This window comes from Streptomyces sp. NPDC093149 (assembly GCF_044754145.1).
GTDB lineage: Bacteria > Actinomycetota > Actinomycetes > Streptomycetales > Streptomycetaceae > Streptomyces.
The window spans coordinates 26,037-46,365 of record NZ_JBIVON010000030.1 but is presented as its reverse complement, the minus strand read 5'-3'; the positions used below and the strand labels follow the sequence as shown (position 1 = coordinate 46,365).

Annotated in this window: 16 protein-coding genes and 1 pseudogene; 10 read left to right on the top strand and 7 right to left on the bottom strand. The window is 65.8% G+C overall.

Annotation, left to right across the window (positions count from 1 at the left end; genetic code table 11):
- Window positions 1-364 (top strand): annotated as a pseudogene (locus ACIQCZ_RS39070) (transposase); the annotation flags it as partial.
- A 359-nt stretch (window positions 365-723) separates the two neighbouring features.
- On the opposite strand, the gene ACIQCZ_RS39065 reads toward ACIQCZ_RS39070, so the two are convergent.
- The 6 genes from ACIQCZ_RS39065 to ACIQCZ_RS39040 all read right to left on the bottom strand — a co-directional run bounded on the left by ACIQCZ_RS39065 (window position 724) and on the right by ACIQCZ_RS39040 (window position 5,645).
- On the bottom strand, window positions 724-1,566 hold the full coding sequence (locus ACIQCZ_RS39065; RefSeq protein WP_402290451.1) for an IS5 family transposase: 843 nt from the start codon (window positions 1,564-1,566) through the stop codon (window positions 724-726).
- A 199-nt stretch (window positions 1,567-1,765) separates the two neighbouring features.
- Window positions 1,766-3,016, bottom strand: a complete 1,251-nt coding sequence (locus tag ACIQCZ_RS39060; RefSeq protein ID WP_402290448.1) for a serine hydrolase domain-containing protein — start codon at window positions 3,014-3,016, stop codon at window positions 1,766-1,768.
- A gap of 262 nt (window positions 3,017-3,278) precedes the next feature.
- The gene (locus ACIQCZ_RS39055; protein WP_402290446.1) at window positions 3,279-3,467 is read right to left on the bottom strand and encodes a hypothetical protein; all 189 of its coding nucleotides are present in this window, start codon (window positions 3,465-3,467) and stop codon (window positions 3,279-3,281) included.
- Window positions 3,464-3,667, bottom strand: a complete 204-nt coding sequence (locus tag ACIQCZ_RS39050) for a hypothetical protein (RefSeq protein WP_402290444.1) — start codon at window positions 3,665-3,667, stop codon at window positions 3,464-3,466. Before ACIQCZ_RS39050 ends, ACIQCZ_RS39055 begins: the two co-directional genes overlap by 4 nt.
- A 129-nt stretch (window positions 3,668-3,796) precedes the next feature.
- Window positions 3,797-5,098, bottom strand: a complete 1,302-nt coding sequence (locus ACIQCZ_RS39045) for a hypothetical protein (protein WP_402290441.1) — start codon at window positions 5,096-5,098, stop codon at window positions 3,797-3,799.
- Between the two features lie 76 nt (window positions 5,099-5,174).
- A complete protein-coding gene (locus ACIQCZ_RS39040; RefSeq protein ID WP_402290439.1) occupies window positions 5,175-5,645 on the bottom strand; it encodes a hypothetical protein in 471 nt (156 codons plus the stop codon).
- A 934-nt stretch (window positions 5,646-6,579) separates the two neighbouring features.
- Between ACIQCZ_RS39040 and ACIQCZ_RS39035 the strand changes: the two genes are divergently transcribed.
- Together ACIQCZ_RS39035 and ACIQCZ_RS39030 are read left to right on the top strand one after the other, a co-directional pair.
- On the top strand, window positions 6,580-6,702 hold the full coding sequence (locus tag ACIQCZ_RS39035) for a hypothetical protein (RefSeq protein ID WP_402290436.1): 123 nt from the start codon (window positions 6,580-6,582) through the stop codon (window positions 6,700-6,702).
- Between the two features lie 1,434 nt (window positions 6,703-8,136).
- Window positions 8,137-8,655 (top strand): SLOG family protein, encoded by a 519-nt coding sequence (locus ACIQCZ_RS39030; RefSeq protein ID WP_402290434.1) that lies wholly within the window; start codon window positions 8,137-8,139, stop codon window positions 8,653-8,655.
- A gap of 106 nt (window positions 8,656-8,761) precedes the next feature.
- Here ACIQCZ_RS39030 and ACIQCZ_RS39025 read toward each other — a convergent pair whose 3' ends face one another.
- The gene (locus tag ACIQCZ_RS39025; RefSeq protein ID WP_402290431.1) at window positions 8,762-9,103 is read right to left on the bottom strand and encodes an Lsr2 family protein; all 342 of its coding nucleotides are present in this window, start codon (window positions 9,101-9,103) and stop codon (window positions 8,762-8,764) included.
- A 219-nt stretch (window positions 9,104-9,322) separates the two neighbouring features.
- Between ACIQCZ_RS39025 and ACIQCZ_RS39020 the strand changes: the two genes are divergently transcribed.
- From ACIQCZ_RS39020 to ACIQCZ_RS38990, 7 genes are all read left to right on the top strand, one after another.
- Window positions 9,323-11,176 (top strand): DHH family phosphoesterase, encoded by a 1,854-nt coding sequence (locus ACIQCZ_RS39020; RefSeq protein WP_402290428.1) that lies wholly within the window; start codon window positions 9,323-9,325, stop codon window positions 11,174-11,176.
- Window positions 11,177-11,196: 20 nt separating this feature from the next.
- Window positions 11,197-12,000 carry a lysostaphin resistance A-like protein gene (locus ACIQCZ_RS39015; protein ID WP_402290427.1) on the top strand — a complete coding sequence of 268 codons (804 nt, stop codon included), beginning with the start codon at window positions 11,197-11,199 and terminating at the stop codon, window positions 11,998-12,000.
- A gap of 185 nt (window positions 12,001-12,185) precedes the next feature.
- Window positions 12,186-12,578 carry a hypothetical protein gene (locus ACIQCZ_RS39010; protein WP_402290424.1) on the top strand — a complete coding sequence of 131 codons (393 nt, stop codon included), beginning with the start codon at window positions 12,186-12,188 and terminating at the stop codon, window positions 12,576-12,578.
- Between the two features lie 1,354 nt (window positions 12,579-13,932).
- Window positions 13,933-15,753, top strand: a complete 1,821-nt coding sequence (locus ACIQCZ_RS39005) for a phage/plasmid primase, P4 family (RefSeq protein ID WP_402290422.1) — start codon at window positions 13,933-13,935, stop codon at window positions 15,751-15,753.
- A gap of 7 nt (window positions 15,754-15,760) precedes the next feature.
- Window positions 15,761-18,970, top strand: a complete 3,210-nt coding sequence (locus ACIQCZ_RS39000) for a hypothetical protein (protein ID WP_402290419.1) — start codon at window positions 15,761-15,763, stop codon at window positions 18,968-18,970.
- Between the two features lie 178 nt (window positions 18,971-19,148).
- Window positions 19,149-19,652: a hypothetical protein gene (locus ACIQCZ_RS38995; protein ID WP_402290417.1), complete on the top strand. Its 504-nt coding sequence runs from the start codon at window positions 19,149-19,151 to the stop codon at window positions 19,650-19,652.
- Complete coding sequence (locus ACIQCZ_RS38990) at window positions 19,649-19,963, top strand: VRR-NUC domain-containing protein (protein ID WP_402290416.1); 315 nt, start codon at window positions 19,649-19,651, stop codon at window positions 19,961-19,963. Before ACIQCZ_RS38995 ends, ACIQCZ_RS38990 begins: the two co-directional genes overlap by 4 nt.
- Window positions 19,964-20,329 lie beyond the last annotated feature (366 nt).

The window sequence follows — 20,329 nt, the reverse complement described above, 5'->3', positions numbered from 1 at the left end:
TGCGCAGCCTGATCCGGCGAGCATGGATGACTCACCGCTGGGACGAACGCCCGAACCGCCGACCATGACCGCACCCCTTTCCGCGCCACCTCTTAAGCGGCCCAAGGCCGTCGCGAAGATCACCAACGATGCCGAGGAACTGCTGGCGTTCTACGACTTTCCGGCCGAGCACTGGGTTCACCTGCGGACCACGAATCCCATTGAGTCGACGTTCTCGACAGTCAAGTTGCGAACCAAGGTCACCCGCGGGGCCGACAGTCCGGCTGCAGCCCTGGCCATGGTGTTCAAGCTGGTTGGGTCCGCCCAGGCCCGTCGGCGTGCGATCACGGGAGCCCACCTGGTGCCATTGGTCCGTGCGGGAGCCCGGGTTCGAGAACGGCGTCCTGGTCGAGCGCCAGGAGCAGGCCGCATGAACCTCGACGACATCCGGCGCGAGCCGGACGAGCACGTCCGCTTGGCTGCCTACCTCGACGTTCTGCGGCAGGTCTCCGACGCGGACGAGACCGCGGTGGTCAGTCGCATCCTCACCAATCCGGACCAGCCGATGGCCGAATTCGCCGTGCTGTGGCGCCCGGACCGTGACCCGCCATCCCCTCCTGGCCCGACGCGTGCAGGAGTGGTCGCTCCACCGCGCCATCATGCTCCAGCTGCCCTGGCACCCGGACGACCTACTCGCGGCGTCCAGCTGGCTCCAGCTTAGAGACAGCGCAGATTGGCGGCTGGTCATGGTCGGCGGCGAGGTCGTGTACCCCAGCGGTGGGTGGTCCAGGCTCGGCGGATCAGGCTACGGACGGTGATGATTATGTCGGCGAGGTCGAAGAAGGCTTCGATGACGCTGATCCGCCGTTCGTAGCAGCGCGCCAGCCGCTGGAAGGCGTTCTGCCAGGCATGGGTGCGCTCGACATGCCACCGCTGAGTGGCCTGGACCGGTGCCTTGGTTCCCTTGTGGGCGATGCGGCTACGCAGGCCCCGCTCCCCGAGCACGGCGCGCGATTTGGTCGAGTCGTAGCCCGCGTCGAGGTGCACGGTGATCTCGTCGGGAAGTGGCCCAAGTCCAGCCAGAACGTCGAGAGTTGGTGCAAGAAGTGGTGAGTCGTGGCAGTTGGCGCCGCTCAGTACGCGGCCAAGCGGGATGCCGTATCCGTCGGTGATGCCTGAGCGTTTCATGCCCTGCTTGCCCCGGTCGACGGGCGAGCGTCCGGCTGCTTCACCCCCGCCGGGGGCCTTGGTGATAGCGCCGTCCACGGCGATCTGGTCAAGGACGAGGCCGACGATGCGGTCGTAGGCGTCGAGGGTGATCTGCTTCAGCTGGGTGAACAGCCCGAGCTGTATCCACTCGTCGCGGCGGTTGCGGATCGTGCTGGCCGAGCAGGTGGCGTCCGCGATCGCTTCGTACGAGCAGCCGAACCGAAGGACTTGCAGCAACTTGTCGAAGACGATCCGGTCACCAATCCGGCGCCGGTGGCAGCCCAGCGGGTGGGCGGGATCGAACTTGGGCCGCTGCGGCAGCAGGGCGGCGAATTGGTCCCAGAGCGGTTCGGTCAGCCATGATGGCAGTACAGGCACAGGTCTCCCCAGTGATCACAGAGCGTCGCAACTCCATGATCACCCGACCTGTGCCTGTACCGTCTGCCAACTACGCCCTGTCCGGTCGATCTTGTCGGATCGGCGCGCGGCGTCGGGCGCCCGGCAAGGTCGGCCGGATAGGGCCTACGCGTCAGGAGCCGTGTTCGGCAAGGTGATCGTCAGCCATGAGGTGTGACGCTCACGGGGCGAAGGTCGCGGACAGGATCCGGGTGACCAGGGCGAGGTCGTTGCCGCCGCCGGTGGTGGGGTTGAAGGAGTACACCAGGCGGCGGCGCAGGTCGCGGGTGGTGAACATGCCGTTGGTGTAGCCGAAGGTGGTGCCGGTCTTGCCCCACACCGTCATGCCGTTGGGCATGGTCACGTGCATCAGGCTGGCGGCGTAGTAGGCGTTGCCCTGTCCCGGGTCGTCGTCGGTGCCGCCGAGGTAGGGGACGTAGGGGACGTCGAACAGTTCCGCCTGCTCGGTCGGGGGCAGCAGCCGTCCCTGGAAGAGTGCGGTCAGGAAGCGGTCGAGGTCGGCGGTGGTGGAGATCATGCCGCCGGCGCCGGGATTCTGTTCGGTGATGTCGACCAGTTGCGATCCGCCGTCCGGCCGAGGTACGGCGATGTAGCCGTGGGAGTGGGGGCCGGGGATCGTGGTGTCGGTCTGCGGGGCGGTGGTGTCGCGCAGGTGCAGCGGTTGCAGGATCCGGGTGGTGATCTCCTGCTGGTAGGTGTGTCCGGTGAGGTTCTCGACGAGCATGGCGGCGACGTAGTAGCCGGTGGCCCCGTAGACCTGCATGCGACCGGGCTCGGAGAAGGGGCGTTCGTGTCGGACGGCCTTGGCGACGAGCTCGGAGAGCGGGTGGTTGTCGAAGCGGTGCTCGACGATGCCGTCCGGGGTGGTGGGCAGGTCGTCCGGGGTCAGTTCGGGAAGGCTGCTGGTGAAGTTGAGCAGGGTGCGGACGGGGATCGGCGGATAGCTGTCGGGCAGGACGTCCGGCAGGTACCGCTGGACGGGCTGGTCGAGGTCGACGCGGTCCTCGGCGGCCAGTTGCAGCATCACGGTGGCGATAAAGGTCTTGGTGACGCTGCCGAGACGGAACCGGCCGTCCACCGGCACGGGCGCGCCGGTCATGATGTCGGCGGTGCCGTACGTTCCGGTCCAGTGGCCGTCCGGCCCGCTCACGCGTGCCAGCACGCCCGTGACGCGGTCGGGCGCGCTCGACAGGGCATGCTGCAACGCCTGCGGATCCAGATCCGGCAACCGGTCGCCGGTGGTGTCGGCCGCGGCGGCAGGCCGCGCGGCGGGCGCCGCGACCGCCGGGACGGCCGTGCCCAGCGCCACCGCGCCGAGCACCACGCAGGCGAGCGCCGCCATCGGCACCCGCCTGCGTCGGCCCGCTGTCGTCGCGGTCCCGGCGTTGGGGGAAGGAGGCTTGAAAGTCATGCCCACGACCGTGCCGCACAGCCGTGGTGCGACGAATCAGGGATCGCCCCCGACAGCACCCTGATGGATCCCTGATGCCGTCTCAGCTTCCGCGGGCGGCTGGAGTTTAGATCAGCCCGCCGCCTATCTGCGCGGGCTCTTAAGACCGCCGCCGGGTCGAACACCGCGGCCATCGGTACCCTCGCCGGTGGCGGCCGTAACAAGCGAATCCGCAACACCGCCACAGCCAGCCTCAAGCGGCAGAGAAAACGCTGAACTCAACTCACCCACAACTCTTGACTATTGCTCGCACGACCTCGATGGTGCTCTCCGGGCCGCCCGTGAAGAGCGCAACAGCGACGGGGCGAGTCTCGTCGGTGGCGAGCAGCTCCGTGATCGCCCCGGCGATCAAGAAAAGCCCGACAGCGGTCCGCGGAAGCGCATCGAACCAGCAGAAGATCTTCTGAGTCATCGCCAATCCGTTCCCTTCTCGGTCGTGGCGGCGATCGCGAGTACCTCGCGCTCCCGGTAGTCGTCGTAGAGGGTCCGGACGGAGCCGTCGACCAGATAGAGGAGGAGGACCTCGTTGACCGTGACCATCTCGCTGGCCACCAGCGCGAGCCGCGCCTTGAGCCGCCCGGCGTCCTCCTCGGCCAGCAATAGTCGGTGCATCGCGTCGACGTTCACCGGGAGGGCAGAAGAGCGCTGCCCGCGCGGCGCCGTGCTCCGCGAGCAGAGCCTGCATCTCGGCGACCGTCCGGGCCGCCGAGACCTTCGTCGTGCAGTTGACCGGGGCGGCCATCATGCAGCCCCCTTCTCCTTCTTCTTGGTCCCGGTCTGCGCGGCGCTGGCCTGCTGCTCGACGTGGCGCGCCGCGATATACAGGCCCTCGCGGTTCAGGTGCCGCGAGTAGCTCGAGTCGAGATAGAGCACCGGCACGTCGCCCGCGGCCTTCAGTAGCGCCGGGTGCAGCAGGTGCTTGATCGGGCCCGAGCCGCCGCCGTAGACGTAGACGACCTCGGTCGTCGCACCGGCCTGCGAGAGGACGTCACCAAAGGAGGAGACGATCTCGTCGACCAGGTAGCTGGCCTCGTCCTCGACGAAGCCCGACGCGCGCTGGTGGCGGTTCTTCTGCAGCACGGACGGCACCGCGTGGAGGAAGTCCGCCAGCTGCTTGCGAGAGGAGAACTGCAGCGAGGCGTCCGACTCGCTCATGCGCTCCATGGCGTTCATGAGCGCGGTGCCGTAGCCCTCGTCGAGCGTGGCGGCCGCCTCGGGGTTGAACCGCCCGTCGGTGAAGACCGGGAAGTTCACGGTGCCTTCGCCGACGTCGACGCCGATGGTGTGCTGGACCGCCACAAGATCAGAGGCGGCGACGCCCTCCACGATGGACGCGTCGCGGGCGCGCAGGTCGTCCAGGAGTGCCTGGGCGAGCGGCTCACCCTTGTCGGTGATGGCGAACTGCGCTGATGCACCCTCGGCCATGACCTGGACGTCGACGAACTCCAGGCGCACCGACACGGGGGTGCTGAAGTTCTTGACCGTCACCAGGTGCACCACGGGGTCCGTGCCGCCCAGCAGGCCGACGAACTCGGCCGCATAGGCGTGGCGGCGAGCGACGAACTCGGAGATCGGCAGCGCCAGGCCGCCGCGTACCTGGACGCGCAGCTCGCGATCGGGCAGCACGTCGTACTCGCGGACGTAGTCGCGCAGCGCCTTGGCGGCGAAGACGCCCAGAACGAGCACCTTGGACAGCTCCTGATCGGCCTTGGAGTGCTTGCCGATGACCTCGAACTCGGTGAACTTCGAGCCACGCACGGACAGCGCCGCACGGCCGAAGATCCGGCGGTCGGACGCGGCCACCAGGGGAGTGGTGAGCGAGCAGTCGATCTGGTTGTAGAAGTCGCCGGCGAGCACCGAGGGCGCGTCGCCGTCGGGAAGCGGCACCTTCGGCGAGGTGCGAGACGTCGAGACGACCGCGCTGGGCAGATCGATCTCGTCGAAGATGCCCATCTTCGTGTTCTGGATGACGCCCTTGACGTATCCGTTGCCGACGTCGATACCGCCGGTGAGAGTGATGATGTCGTTGATGCTCGTGCTCATGAATTCGACCCCTCGGTGTCGTTCGCGGTCTGTGTTCCTGTGCTGTCTGCCTGGAAAGTGAGAATCACCGCGTCACTCAGCGCCGAGTGCTCGCCATGATTTCGTCGATGGATGCCTGCTTCGGCGGCCGCGGCGCTGCGCTCGCTTCGGGCTCTTCGGCTTTCTCGGCCGGCGCGGAAGCAGATTCCGGCTTGGCAGTCGAGCGATGCGCTTCCGGCTCCGATGCCGTGTATTCGATGTCGGAGTCGGCGTTGTCGGTAACTACAGCTCGCGGCTGCACCGACTTGGCGGTCGGACGGCGATTGACTACAGACTCCTCGTCCTCGCTCTGCTCGGTGATCTCCAGCGGTGGCCGGCCGCGACGCGGCAGCTGATCGACGGGCTTGTAGAAGACGTCGATGTACCCGTCGCGCTGGATGGACTCCCGGATGAGCAGACGCAGCGAATGCGAGATGTCTTTCTGCGCGTCGAGCCACTCGATCACCGAGGTGTCGACGGAGGGCACCGTCCAGCGAAGCTTACGGGGCTCACCGTACTGCTTCGGCATTGCGCTCACCTCGCCATGCGACTCGCTCCCGAACGTCATCTGGTCGTATGTCGGATGCCTTTCGCTCTGCCATGTGGACTCACCTTCCTTCGCTGGTTCCTCTCGCGTGTGAATCGTCGCGAGTCCACTTTAAGGTCCCTATTGAGTCCCATGCAAGTCTCATTCGATACGCGATAGGCGCGCTACTTGTGTCTCTGTTGGTCATCCTCGGGACACGTGGGAGACGCCGTCGCGCCCTCGCGCAGGGCGGCAACACGTGGACTGCCAGTGTCATGCGCCGCGGTGCTTCAAGGGCGACGCAACAAGGGCTCGCGCGAGACGCGTGCCAGAGATCCGCTGTAGCAGGATTGGACCAGAGGAGCCACATCGAAGTCTTGGTGGTGTCCCATCAGCGTCCCGACCGCGCCGGGCAGAAGGCATCATCGAGCATCCTGTACAGATGGGCCCTCCTGGGGCTCCGCGAGCGACATCAGCACGACACCATTGGGGAGCGTGCGGGACACAGTGAGGACGCGCGCAGAACTCCGAGAAGTCCACAGAGAGCAGTCGGCGTCTTATGCGCGTCCAAGTCGCGTCTCCTTCGCGTCCCGATGAGTCACCTCTCCGACACGGAGGCGACGCTGCTCTGCCTCTGTTTCCCGAGAGCGAGAAGCTTGTCGGCATCCCTTGCCAGAGCCCGTCGGCGGGCACGTCGATAAAGCCGCGGACCGCCGGCGGAGCAATAGTCGGAAACAATGTCTGCACGAGATCAGAACAACCGTCGATGAGCCATCGGCGCGGTGCTGTTGCGACGTCGGTGCAGAAGCGTCATCGGGCCGTCGTGGTCGCACAGGAGAGAGCAGAGGGAGAGAGTCCAGAAGGGCCCCCGCACACAGCGAGCGTGCACAGCACGACTGCTTGGCAGCAAAGCCCCGAAGGACAGAAGGAAGAGCAGATGGCTTTGCTGCGTAAGCAGTCCCTGGAGAGCGACGGCAACGACCCGATGACGCTGGAGCTGAGCTGCTCGCCCTGCTTGATGAAACAGATGATCGCCGCGGCGAAGGCTCTCCCCTTCTGATGCGTCCACGGGGGAGCCCCCCAGGCTCGCTGCGTGTGCGCGAGACAGAGCGCAGCCCGGGGGTCGGAACGACGTCGAAACAGTGCAGAGCGCACGCCTCGGACGCGATTCGATAGGCGCTGTCACGCTGGTGCAGCACCGGAGCAGCAGCCGAAGCGAGGTCATCCACGTCGGTGCAGCCAGCACGGCGTGATGGGCGAGGCCGGCTGGCCGCCTGCAGCGAGCGTTGGAGCGGAGAATTATCCACAGCCGGAGCGACGGTATCGCGGAGATCGGATCCGCTTCGCGGCGAAGGCTGCGACGTCGGCGACAGCAGTGCAATGGACCGGTGCTGCGCTCCGTCGGGAGCAGACCCGCACCCCCACCTCGCTCGTGCCTCACGAGGACGAACCAGCGTGGGGGTGCGGCCGTATCACGGACGTCAAAGCAGAGATACACCCAAAAGGTGCGATGACCAGGAGAAACAGCCAGACCTGTACCCCCGCTGCGCGGGAAAGGGGGAGGGGTACGGGTCCAAGGGGTACGGGCTGTTTCCCCTGATACACGAGCGCATCGGTCCTCCGCTAAAGCTCCGGACGCGATGCACCGAGGGAAGAAGCAAAGGGCATAAGGGAACCTGATAACACGTGTCCTGCGGACCCTCGCTCCGCTCGGCCTCTCCGCTGCGCTCCGAGAACGTGTTAGTCGGCATGGCCGACGGGTTCCACCGCTCGCAAGCTCGCTGGTCCGTCGGTCGCTGGCGCTCCCTCCGGCTATGCCCAGCGCTGCGCTTGAGAGAGGAATCCCCACCGCTGCCCCTCTGCAGTTGCCCGCAGGCGTGGCCGCAGCAGAGGGTGCAGCAGTGATGGATCGCCGGGCGCTGCGTGCCTGGCTCAGGCGAGAAGTGACGACCCGTGCGACGGCTTGCTGCGCGATCCATCCAGGGGCAGATCACGGTGGCCAAGATCTTCCGGGTCGTCAGCCAGCGGAGCTGGCACGGGCGCTCTGTCGAACATCGAGATCACACGGACCCCATGGGTGTCCGCACTCGATGCTCGCCACCCGCACCCGAGACCACGAAGAGGCATCGTCATGACGCAGCCCCAGCCTGAACTCTCGCCCTACGACCGGAGCCCGGTGCGAGCCGAAGTTGTGGCAACCGAACAACGAAGCCGTCGCCGAGGTGATGCGCTCCGGCGAAGCCGAGGACATCGGCAACGTCGACTTCACCAACGACGAGGACGGCACAGTCGTCACCGTGCATGTCTCCCGCAGCAACGACGGGCTGTACACCGTCCCATGCCGATGTGCAGCGACGATGAGATCCGAGTCGAGTTCCACGGCGAGAAGGGTCCGGTCATGATCGAGCCCGGTACCGGCCGGCCCGCATGAGCCGGCTGCATGCAGGTCGCTACACCTGCCCCGACATCATGGCCATAGCTTTCGACTCCAGCTGTGGAGACCGCCGAGTCACAAGGAGAGGAGACTCGAATGATTGCTGAAATGATTCCAGACTCGTTCTCGCATGTTGTCCTCGTCACCGGTTCCCGCAGCTGGAACGACGAGCGGAGCATGCGTGATGCGTTCAACGACGCCTGGCGCAGCTGGGGAGCCGAGCGCGTCACCCGGCCGGTTCTCCTCTCGGGGCACTGCCGCGAGGGTGCCGACGTCATGGCCGAGCGGCTGTGGCAGGCCGCCGACTTCGAGGTCATCGCCTTCCCCGCCGACTGGTCGACTCACGGCAGAGCGGCCGACTTCCAGCGCAACCATGAGATGGTCGACGCGGCCCAGGTGTTCCGCGACGCCGGGGCTCAGGTGCTGTGCGCGCGGCCTTCCTCGACCTCTGTCAGAAGCCCGGATGCACGCAGCGGGGCCGGGTGCAGCTCATGCCGAATACACCGGGGCACTTCTCGCACGGCGCCGTCCACTGCAGATCTCGCGCGCGAGCTGCGGGGATCGAGACAGTCAGCGTGATCCATCCGTCGCTGCCGCCGTCCTGAGACGCACGAAGAGCCCTGCAACATGCGGCAGGGCTCTTCAGGGACGGATGGGAGAAGTTGGCCAGGGGGCGAACAGAGGCTCAGTGCCGCTTGCTTCGGTCGATGGAGTGCGCCTCGTCAAAGGCCTTCTGGACCGTCTTCGGGATGCGTCCCCGCTCCGCGAGCTCGAGGCCCTCCTCCCTAGCCCACTCACGGATCTTCTCGCGCTCCTCAGCAGTCGTCTCGGGTACGACTCGCTTCTTGGCGGGCTTCCTTTCGGCTTTCCGGCCGACCTTCAGGTACGACTTCAGTGCATCCTCAAGGTCTTTCTGCTCCTTAGCTGTGAGATCGATTTCGTACCAGGTGTCACCCAGGCCGAACGTGACGGTAGTCGCGTCGGGCTTTCCACTGAGATCTGACTCGACAATGCTTCGAATAGCCATACCAGCGAGGGTAGCCGATACGCAAGGGCCTTGAAAAGGCCTTGGAAAGGCTGCCATGGCCAGTCGTGACAAGTGTGTCGCGTAGAACCTGAATGCGACTGGAGATGCTGCTAAATGAGCAGAACGCGAAAGTCGTGCTGCTAAAATCGCACTATTGGCTAGGGGTGTCTCGTACCCCGTTCTCCACCGACCAGCGACCTAGATCGAGAGGCCTCCACCATGTCCACGCTCCATACCGTCGACGGCCATTCGCTCACCGACGAAGACATCGACCTCTTCGCGTTGCTGTGCCGACGCCGGGGGTGGTCGGATCAGTACCTGATGGAGATCGAGTCCACCGAGCACAACGAGCTCCTGGACCTGGCCGAGATGGTCGAGGCCCTCGAGGACGCCCGGGCTGCGGGCAAAAGGATCACCATCGCTCCCGATTTCGATATGGACGGCATCTCCTCCGGGGTCCTCGGCTACGCCGGTCTGTCCGAGCTCGGCTTCAACGTCGAGCTGCACCTGCCCGACTACCGCCGCGGCCACGAGCTCACCCCCGAGGACATCGCCGAGATCCACGCGAAGTGGCCCGACACCCGAGTCCTGCTCACCTGCGACGGGGGAGTGAACTCCCACCGCGGCATCGCCGCCGCACGCGCCCTGGGCTGGACGACGCTGGTGACTGATCACCACGAAGAGCTGGCTCCGGGCTCGACCGCGGACATCACCGTCGACCCGTGCCGGATCGACGAGACCTACGCGCACACCGGGATCTGCGGTGCCCACGTGCTCTACCAGGTGATCGAGGCCTACGCCCGCGTGCGCCGGCCCGAGAAGCTCTGGGAGATCCGCCTGCTGCGCCTGTTCGCCGGCCTGGGCACCGTCTCCGACGTCATGCCCGTGCTGCACGAGAACCGTCAGCTGGTGCGTGATGCGATCTCGATTGCGCGTCTGCTGCGCGTCGCCGCGCCGAAGACGATCCCCAATCCCTGGGGTGGGTTCGACGCTGACCCGGATGCCATCGACGTCCAGCAGTCGATCCTGATGCAGCTGCTGCGTACCGAGCCGCATCACCCGGTCTTCCTCCGGGCCTTCGAGGGCTTCGCGATCGTGCTCAAGGCCTTCGCGCAGATCGGCAAGATCCGAGACGTCGACGACCTCGACGAGGGCTTCTTCGGCTTCTACCTCGCCCCGGCGATGAACAGCCCGCGCCGCACGGAGGCCTCGCTTGAGCCGTGCTTCGCGGTGTTCACGGCCGCCGGTGCTGACGTCAAGCTCAAGGCCGCCCACCAGGTGATCGAGAGCAACGAGCTGCGCAAGCAGCTGGTCATCGAGCACATGGAAGAACTCACCACCGGGGACCAGCCGTTGGCCCCGTGGGTGTACTTCTCGGACGCCTACCCGGGCATGTACGGGCTGCTGGCCAACCGGATGATGGAGCTCAACGGCCACCCGGTCGTCGTCGTCAACCGGCCCGCCGGCCCAGACGATTTCGTCAGTGGCTCCGGTCGCGCGCCGGGGTGGTTCGACATCATCACCAGCCTGGAGCCGCACGACGGTCTCAGCGCCATCGGGCACCAGCAGGCCTGCGGCGTCCGCGTCGCGAAGGCCGAGAAGCTCGGCGACCTCGTCGCCGTGCTGCAGGAGGCCACCCAGGTCGCCCTGCTCGCCGTCAGCACCGACGGACCGAACGGTGATCTCGTGCTCGGCCCGGACGCCGACTGCGACGCCGGCCTGGAGGACCTGCAGCCGTTGTTCGAGCTGGTGCGCCGGACCGAGGGGCTCAAGCCCTTCGGGCACGGTTTCACCGCTCCGGTCGTCGAGATCGCGATCGAGCCCCTGGGGCTGCGCGTGGACCGGATCGGATCCGAATCGCAGCACCTGCGTCTGGTCACCCGGTCCGGCCTGTCCTGCCTGTGGTGGAACGTCGCCGAGGAGAAGTTCGACGTGCTCCGGGGCTTCGTGCAGCGCGCCAGCCGCACCGAGCTCGGGACGCTGCGCTTCACGGCGACGCTGCAGCTGAACACCTTCCGCGGCGACACCCGCGTCCAGGCCGTCATCAACGAGCAGATCACCACGGCTGCTTGAGCCCCGTAGAGGAGGAGACCTTGACGACTTCACCGATCACCTCGCGTCTGCTCGGCATCGGGTGGTGCGTCCTCGTGCCGTTCGCCGCCGTCGCGGTCTACCTCGGCCTCGGCACCTTCGCAGTCCGCCTCATCGGAGAGCCGATCGTTGCGACCGCCGTCCTGGGCACGCTCGTTGTCGTCCTGGTCGGTTCGGTGAGGATCCAGCGGCCCCGGTGGCTCGCGCATGCGCCGGGGCCGCGGCCGAGGCCGGAGATCCCACGCTTCGGATTGACGGTCCTCGGCTGCGCGGTCCTGGCCTTCCTCGCCGGCCAGTCGCTGGCCTTGTGGATCTACGTCACGGCCGGATCCGCCGGCTTCGACGCGTCGAACCAGACGCGGCACGCGGCCGGGGCTGTGGCGACCCTGTTGCTCACCCTGGTCGCGGCTCCCGTGGGGGAGGAGGCCCTGTACCGAGGGCTGATCTACCCGTTGCTGCGTAAGCGGGTGAGCATCCTCGTCTCAACGCTGGTCACCGCCGTGGTGTTCGGCCTGGTGCACGGCAACGCCGTGCAGTTCGCCTCGACCCTGCCGCTGGCGGTGCTCCTGGCCCTGGTCTACGAACGCACGCGCGTGCTGTGGCCCTGCGTGCTCCTGCACCAGGGCTTCAACCTCGCCGCGGCTCTCGTTCCGGCGCAGGCGCTCGGCGCTCTGGCGACCCCCGTCTCCGCGGTGTTCCTGTGCCTGGCCTTTGCCGGTTGTGCCTTGGGGCTCTACCGGCGGGTCGCCGGCGGGACTGCGCCTGGCGCAGTCCAGGGCGCGGGAGGCGAGTCCGCGATGCAGTGATCGAGGTACTCAGCCTCTTCTGAAAAGCGATGGTGCCCTCCGCACGATGGACCTGGCGGCCTTTCAGCCGCCGGCCCCTCGTGCGGAGGGCATGCTCGTGGTGACCAGGGTGATCCGGTCACCGCGGGGGTGTGACTGAAAGTATCTATTCAGTCATACTCATCAGGAGAGGAGAGGATCTCATCATGGCTATCGTCAGCACCTGCACGTGCGACTCACGAGGAAAGCTCGTCCGTCCCGACGCGCTCGACATCAGCCGTGCGAAGATCCGTCTGGACCTCGACACTGGTGAGAAGCCCACCTTCGATCGCGGTCACACGCATGTCTTCGTCGTCTCCGAGATGGGCGTCACGGCCGAGCAGGCCTGTGAGCGCGTGAACTCGAGGCTGCGCCGGTTCTTCGATCGCGCTGAGGCCGTTCGCGGCTTCCGTAAGATCACGATGAAGAAGAGCCAGAGCAAGAACCGGCTCAACCTCAACACCACGACTTCCTACGAGATCCTCTACGTCGTCGAAGCAGACGAGCGATCCCGTAGCCGCAGTTCCGAGTCCCTCAATGCGGGATACCAGCGAGGCTGAAGGCTGGTCACCCCTGGATGATTCGCGCCATCCACGCCTCGCACTCATCAGCACATGCAAAGAGGCCGGAGAGCTCCCTTCCCACGGGGATGCTCTCCGGCCTCTCTGTTTCCACGTTCCAGTGCAACATCGATCACCTGGCGTCAACGATAGCAGCTGTCGTGTATCACTCGCAATGAGCAGTGAATGTCAGTCAAATGCCCTCCTGTTTCCAGTGGAGTCTCATAGGTGAACGACTCGGACAGAGTTCTGACTCGCGCTCGGAGGACGCGTCAGGAGCCTTCTGCGAGCCTCAGGACGCAGAGGATGTTTCACGCGGCTTTCGGTCCCGCTGAGGCTCGGCCGCGCTGCCTGGGAGCCGCGCGGCGGCTTCGTGTGGAAGTCCGCCTCGACTTGGTCGCCAGGGGGCTGGGTGCATCGAGCTGCCAGATGTACCACGAGACGTGGTACACCCCTGGAAATCGCGTCTGAACTGGGCAAATACCTGTACCGCGAGGCTCTTTCCCGCATCGGGTGTACCACGTGGGATTGCCGACGTGGTACGGCGTTTCGCCTGGTCAACCAGTGTTTCCCGCCCATGTGCCACGAGTACCAGGTCTTTTTGGCCGTTTACATAGGGGCGCGTTCGGGAGCGATCCAGGCGGCTCCAGCCCCAGCTCGCCAGTCTGCACTCTTATCCCCCTGCGCGTGTATCTAGTCTCTATTTCCTGGTACAAGTGGTACGGGGGTATGTAAACCCCGCCTGACCTGGGCGAACACCTGTACCACGTAGAAAATGCCACGTGGTACAGCCTGGTCTTGAGCTCCCGAAATTCCTGCTCTGACCTGGGGAAACAGGTGTACCGCGTCAAGTGGTACACGCTACGGATACGCGTAGAGGGTATGTGACTTCTCGGGATCCTCCTGGGGAGCGTCCAGTCGATTCTGCCGGTGGCAGCTGGCTCGACCGGTCAGAAGAACTCCTCCGAACCTCGACCGCAGGCCGGGCGGCTCACGCCGCCCGCGGGTGCATGGTCGAGCACGAGAAGCCAGTGACTCCGTGGGGCGTGTGCCCGACGGAGTCACTGGCTCTCACGTCCCGCCCAGGCTCGCGACGTGTGTGGCATGGCCGTGGCGGTCGCGCGCTCTCTCCAGTCCCTGTCGGTGGCCCTTTTGGTCTTCCATTGATTCCATCCACTGCACCAGTAGACTCTCTTGTGGACTGATGGCTCAATCGTTGCAAAAGAACACTTGGATGACGTAGGGTCGAGATCGCGTTCCATTCGATTACGAGTCCAATCGGCTTCCCACTCATCGCCGGCAGGAACTCGATCATGATCGAGAAAGCAGCAACATGACGCCTCCTGATGCCCTCATGTCCGTACCTGCCGCCGGTTCCAACGCCGGACCACGCACCAACCCCGTCGCCGACGTCCTGGCCAGCGTCATGGGGTATTTCTCGAACCGCGACGACATGGCTCCGCAGAACGAGATCGTCACCTACGTCACCGCCGCCTACCTCGACCAGATCGACCCGACCGATCCTCCGACGCCTCGCGTGCTGGAGAAGGAACTGCTGGCGATCGTGGGCGGCGTCATCAAGGCCGAGAATTTCAAAGCGGCTGCGGCCGCCGAGAAGTACCCCTTGCCGAGATATCTGACGTACTGGCAGGTCGCGCAGATCCTTCTGCGTCTGCACCACGTCATCCGGATCGCGCCCAACGCCAAGGACACCGACCGCGAGTACGACCTGCTGGCGATGTACCAGGCCGCGGGCCGCGCGCGTGGGACGTACACCACCAGCGAGGACGACATCCGCACCACGGCGCGCATGTACAACACCCAGCTGACCCTCAAGGAGTTCGCCGAGGTCCTGGCCGTTTTGCGCGAGGACAGCCCGCGCCGGCACCAGACCACGAACCGCGACTTCATCGCCGCGCGTAACGGCATCGTCTTCTACGGTACCGAGCCGCTGGACGTCACGATCTTCGGCAAGGACTTCCACTTCGAGCCCAAGCAGGTCCACCCCTTCAACCCCGCCATCGTGCTGCTGACCAAGAACGACGTCGACTACGTGGACGACGCCTCGCAGCAGGTCATCACGCACCCTGAGGATGGAGATTGGGAAGTCGTCGCCTGGATCGAAGAGCTCTTCGACCAGGCCGGTGACGAGGGCCTCGCCGACCTGATCTGGGAGATCATCGGCGCGATCATCCGGCCGCACGTGCGCTGGGGCAAGACCGCCTGGTTCTACTCCGAGCAGGGCAACAACGGTAAGGGCACGCTCTGCGCGCTCATGCGCAACCTCGTCGGCAGCGGCGCGCACACCTCGATTCCGCTCTCGGACTTCGGCAAGGATTTCGCGCTCGAACCGCTGGTGCGCGCCAACGCGATCATCGTCGACGAGAACGATGTCGGCATCTTCATCGACAAGGCGGCCAATCTGAAGGCGATCGTGACCAACGACGTCATCCAGATCAACCGCAAGTACCGGATGCCGATCGCCTACCAGTTCTTCGGCTTCATGGTCCAGTGCCTGAACGAGTTCCCGCGCGTGAAGGACAAGTCCGAGTCGTTCTACCGCCGGCAGCTCTTCGTGCCCTTCACCAAGAGCTTCACCGGAGCCGAGAAGAAGTACATCAAGGACGACTACCTCCAGCGCCGCGAGGTCCTGGAGTACGTCTTCTGGTACGCGATCAACCGCGCTGGCGCGTCATCTCCAGGTGACTACTTCCAGCTCTCAGAGCCGGTGGCCACCAAGGAAGTCCTGGCCGAGTACAAGGAGGCCAACGACCCCGTGCGCGCCTTCTGGGAAGAGTTCCGCGGGCGGCTGGTCTGGGACCTGGCACCGTTCACGTTCCTCTATGACCTGTACAAGGCCTGGTTCGCCGATGTCTCGCCGTCGGGCTCCCCGGTGAGCAACAAGCAGTTCATCACTGACCTCGTGGCGATCGTCCGGCCGGATGCCCTGTGGCACTGCCCGGACAAAAACCGCAAGATCCGGCCCGGCCAGATGATGAGCAACCCCGAGGTGCTCATCGCCGAGTACGAGCTGAAGAAGTGGACGCACCCGAGCTACACCGGCAGCGACCCGAAGAAGAAATCCCAGCCGACGCTGCAGGTCAGCTACCGCGGACTGCTCCGGCAGACGGGTGCATCCGCCCCGACCGACGAGACCACTGACGAACAGGACTGATGCACCCATGGTTATAACTGCTGGCGCACTCGGCGAACTCATCATGACCACACAGCGAACACCCGTCACGGCCTCGAAGGCGCGCTTCACCTTCTACGACATCGAGTCGTTGCCGGACGTCTTCACCCTGTGCGCCTACACCCCGCGGCCCGACAGAGCCGTCGACGACCTGGAGATCTTCTTCCTCGCCGACGACCAGCAGCTCTCCGACGCCGTGGACCCGCAGGCACTCTATGAAGCCATGGTGCGCTCCAACCCGGGCCTGCCCGCGGTGAGCGTCCAGCTGTGGAACCTGCGCGGCGAGCGGGGCAACCACCGCCTCGCCGAGTTGATGGGCCTCTCGAACGCGGACCAGGTCAACGACCGCAGCGAGGTCTCGTCCTATCCGGCGAGCCTGCGCCCGGTCTGCGACACGGATCCCGAGTACGACTCGCTGAAGCACCCGTTCCTGGCCGGGTACAACTCGCTGAACTACGACATGACCATGCTCGCGCTGTACCTGATGGAGACCTTCCCGGCTCCGCACTCCGGTCGTCTTGTCCAGCCGACCACCGCGCGCGAGATGCGCGAGCACAACGACAAGCTGTTCAACGAGCACATCGACTACATGCCCGGCTACCTCGGCTGGAACGGCCCGGCCGCCAAGATCCGCCGCGCCATGATGCACTCGGGCCGGCACCTGGACGTCGCCCGCCTCAACGAGCTGCAGACCAAGGTGAGCCTCAAGCGCCTGCTCGGGATGCTCGGCCGCCAGATCAAGGAGTCCGAAAAGCTCAGCCACGACACCTCGATCGCAGCGATCGAGGATCTCTACGAGCTGCTGGCCTACAACGTCTCCGACTGCCTGGGCCTGGCCCAGCTCTTCCAGCACCCGGCCTACGCCAGCAACTTCGACCTCAAGGCCGGCCTGCTGGCGCAATACTCCGAGACCGTCTACGCCAAGAACGGCTCGGTGCGCCGGGACCGCCTGACCATCGACTCGTCCTCGGCGAAGTTCGTCGGCCGCATCCTCGCGCCGTACACCTCTCTGAACGACATCGAGGCCGTGTCCTTCCTCTATCCGGCCAAGGAGGTGGCCGAGGAGCAGGGCATCCCCCAGGTCAACGTGCTCGACGAGTGCGTGCGCTTCTTCGAGGACAACGTGGCCCCCGACCCTGCCAAGGACCCAGCCGCGACGCCGGCACAGGCGAAGGCGCACCACCAGTTCATACAGGTCGTCAACTACTACCGCTCGATCGAGGGACAGAACTTCAACGACTCCGAGGAGTACCGCGACCTGTACGACCTCCCGGCCAGGAACCTGCGCGAGCTGCCGAAGACACCGAACAACGTGCCCTACTTCCACCGTGACGCGTCCCCGTCATCGTGCTTCGCCACGTTCAGCACAGGCGGCATCCACGGAGCCGAGGCAGACATGACAGTCTTCGACGTCGACTCCTTCGAGCACCGAGAACAGGCAGCCATGATCGGCCTCGCCAAGCTCTTCTACCCGGACGCGAAGGACTTCGTCGCCGAGGCCAAGCGCCAGCACAACCTGCTCGCGCTGCCCGACGGCACGACCGTCGACAAGCGGCTCGTGCTGCTGGGCTCGGACCCGAAAAAGGTGAAGTACCGCAAGCCGAAGAAGGACGACCAGGACCAGGCCGAGCAGCTCGCGCGTGCGCAGACCCAAGTGCCGGATCCGGCCCAGCTGCTGGGCACTCAGCGCCCGGACACCGAGGCGATGCACGTGCGCCTGGCCGACGGGACCGTGCTCGACGGCAAGATAGTCCTGGCCATCACCTCGGCGGTCAAGGTCGTCTATCGCGATGAGCCGGCGAAGAAGGCCCCCACGCTGTTCACCGCGAAGGCCGACCAGTCCACCAAACTGCACCCGAAGTTCGCACGGACCTCGGCAGGGCTCGTCATCCACGAGGACTTCACGAGCTACTACCCAAACCTGCTGCGCAACATGAGGGCGTTCTACAACCCTGAGCTGGGCGAGGACCGCTACACGACGATCTTCTTCGAGAAGGAGCGCCTGGGCTTCGAGATGAAGAAGCCGGAAATCTCCGCCGAGGAGAAGGCCCGGCTCACGACCCTGCGCAACGGCACGAAGCTGATCCTCAACTCGGCCTCTGGAGCTGCTGACGCCGCGCACCGGACCCCGATCAGGATGAACAACCGCACCATCTCGATGCGGATCATCGGCCAGCTGTTCAGCTGGCGGATCGGGCAGGCCCAGACGCTGGCCGGCGCGCGGATCATCTCGACGAACACCGACGGCCTCTATTCCGTCGTCGGCGGCGAGAACGGCTTCGATGAGACCACCAACAACCGGGTGCTCGCCGAGCAGCAGGCCACCATCGGCATCGACATCGAACCGGAACTGATGTTCCTCATCAGCAAGGACTCGAACAACCGGCTCGAGCTGGAGTCGCCCACTGAGGACCGGAGCGTCGCCGACAGCCCGATCATCACCGCCTCCGGCGGGACGCTGGCCTGCCACGCGGGTCCTACCCCGACGAAGTCACTGGCCCACCCGGCCGTGATCGACTTCGCCCTGGCCCGCTACCTGCAGACCGTCGCCAGCAGAGGAGAGGAGGCTCTCGCCGAGCCGTTCGATCCCGTGCTGGGCCGGAAGATGATCGAGGAGGCGATCGACCCGGCCGATCCCGTGCGGACGCTGCTGCTGTTCCAGAACGTCCTCGCCGCCTCGCGTGGATCAATTACCTACCCGTTCGCCGCCGACCCGGTCGGCGACGCGCCCGACCATGAGGACAACGAGGACATCGATGCGCAGCTGGTGAACCCGCGGGCCCTGCAGATGGTCAACCGGGTCTTCATCGTCCACGACGGCACTGATGGTGCCGTGAGCCTGCACAATGCCGGCGCATGGAAGGTGAACCCGGTGAGCCAGAGCAAGCGGCGTGAGTCCGGCAGCGCCGGGGTGCGACGTGACCCGATCGCGCTGGAGATCCTGCGCCACCACGGGTGGGCGAAGAACCGCAGCGAGGCCAGCACCTCCGACGGCCTCACGCTGCTGCCCGATGACCAGGACGTCGTGATCCGCCGGATCAACGGCATCGACCCGCACTGGTCGGTGATCGTCGTCAACGATGACCTCCGCGCGCTGCCGGCCGCCCGAGTCGCGCAGCTCATCGGCGCGCTCGATCTCGACATCTACACCCGGATGCTCGACGAGACGTTCACCAAGAACTGGAAGAACGCCGCCTGATCAGCTCCCCACACCACCATCGGACCGCAGGGTGCGGGGCTGTGCCGACACGACGCTGCTCGGTGCCCGAGCCGAATTTATGACGAAGGCGAGTCTGGCTCGCCATGACAAGAGAGTCGAGAGACGTCATGTTCCACACCACACTTCCCGTCCGCACCGTTGAGGGGGCCGACGAGTTGTGAGTGCCGCGACCGAACCAGTCCAGCCCGGTCAGCGCTGGCGGCGCAAAAGCGACGGGGTCCTGACCGAGGTCATTTACGTAGATTCACCCTTCCAATTCCGGCGCTCGGTCCATCATCGAGCGCAGCGCCGGACGATCACCGAGTTCTGCTCGTTCCTGAAGAAGTACGAGATCGTGCCCGATGACGTGCCGACCGGCACATCCGCCCAGGGCGACGACGCCCAGGCCCAGCAGGAGAAGAACACGACCCGCAGGGCATCCTGGCCCGCCGGGGGGCAGATCTGGGAGGACCTCGGCACCCGGCAGAGCAAGCGCCGCGTCGTCATCGAGTCCGTTGTTGACGGGGAGGCCCAGGTCCCGGATCACTACGGCACGAAGCGCTCCGCCCTCAGCGTCTCCCGGATGCACACCCACTCCACAGGCCTCCGGCTCGTCTCGCCCGGCGAGCTGAAGTACGGCGTGCGAGCGACTGCTCCGGACGAGAGGACTGAGAGCCGATGACGTCCCCGCGTGAGCGGGACATTGAGGGCTACCTCCTTGCCCAGTGCCGAGCACACGGCTTTCTGTGTCTGAAGTTCGTCTCGCCGGCCCGCGGGGGAGTGCCCGACCGGATCGTCGTCGCCCCCCGTAGCACCGTGTTCGTCGAGGTCAAGCGCCCCGGCGGCCAGTTGCGGAAGCTGCAACAGCTCACGCACGCCAAGTTGCGCCGACATGGGGCCGAGGTCCACGTCATCGACGACAAGCCGGGCGTCGACGCGTTCATCGCCCGCCTCCTCGAGTCCCCATCCGGCCAGCAGCTGACAGCATCGTGATCCAGCGGTGGCCGGCCGGTTCCGACCGGCTCGATGCGAGACCTGGTTGATGGTCCGCCTGCGCCAGTTTGCGCGTTCTCAAGATCGACGAGATGCACGCCACCGTCGGGCTGCTCATCGGCCGACACTACGCCTTGGCCGCACCCGCACCCGCCCGGTCCAGATCCGCCCGACCAGCACCGGCTACCTGTACATCGCCACCGAGGAGATCTGACCGTGATCCGTGAAGAGCGCATACCACTCGCCACCCTGACTGAGGACCAGCTTGAATCCCTGTACGTCCACATCGACTCCCTCACCAACAACCCGGTGCTGAACACGTGCCTGGTGCCCGGGTGTCTGCGCCAATTCGATGCCATGGCGACG

Excerpts from the sequence above, each read along its gene's own strand:
- ACIQCZ_RS39060 (WP_402290448.1), bottom strand. The coding sequence starts at position 3,016 with ATGACTTTCAAGCCTCCTTCCCCCAACGCCGGGACCGCGACGACAGCG.
- ACIQCZ_RS39055 (WP_402290446.1), bottom strand. The coding sequence starts at position 3,467 with ATGACTCAGAAGATCTTCTGCTGGTTCGATGCGCTTCCGCGGACCGCT.
- ACIQCZ_RS39050 (WP_402290444.1), bottom strand. The coding sequence starts at position 3,667 with ATGCACCGACTATTGCTGGCCGAGGAGGACGCCGGGCGGCTCAAGGCG.
- ACIQCZ_RS39045 (WP_402290441.1), bottom strand. The coding sequence starts at position 5,098 with ATGAGCACGAGCATCAACGACATCATCACTCTCACCGGCGGTATCGAC.
- ACIQCZ_RS39040 (WP_402290439.1), bottom strand. The coding sequence starts at position 5,645 with ATGCCGAAGCAGTACGGTGAGCCCCGTAAGCTTCGCTGGACGGTGCCC.
- ACIQCZ_RS39035 (WP_402290436.1), top strand. The coding sequence starts at position 6,580 with ATGGCTTTGCTGCGTAAGCAGTCCCTGGAGAGCGACGGCAACGACCCG.
- ACIQCZ_RS39025 (WP_402290431.1), bottom strand. The coding sequence starts at position 9,103 with ATGGCTATTCGAAGCATTGTCGAGTCAGATCTCAGTGGAAAGCCCGAC.
- ACIQCZ_RS39020 (WP_402290428.1), top strand. The coding sequence starts at position 9,323 with ATGTCCACGCTCCATACCGTCGACGGCCATTCGCTCACCGACGAAGAC.
- ACIQCZ_RS39010 (WP_402290424.1), top strand. The coding sequence starts at position 12,186 with ATGGCTATCGTCAGCACCTGCACGTGCGACTCACGAGGAAAGCTCGTC.
- ACIQCZ_RS39005 (WP_402290422.1), top strand. The coding sequence starts at position 13,933 with ATGTCCGTACCTGCCGCCGGTTCCAACGCCGGACCACGCACCAACCCC.
- ACIQCZ_RS39000 (WP_402290419.1), top strand. The coding sequence starts at position 15,761 with ATGGTTATAACTGCTGGCGCACTCGGCGAACTCATCATGACCACACAG.
- ACIQCZ_RS38990 (WP_402290416.1), top strand. The coding sequence starts at position 19,649 with ATGACGTCCCCGCGTGAGCGGGACATTGAGGGCTACCTCCTTGCCCAG.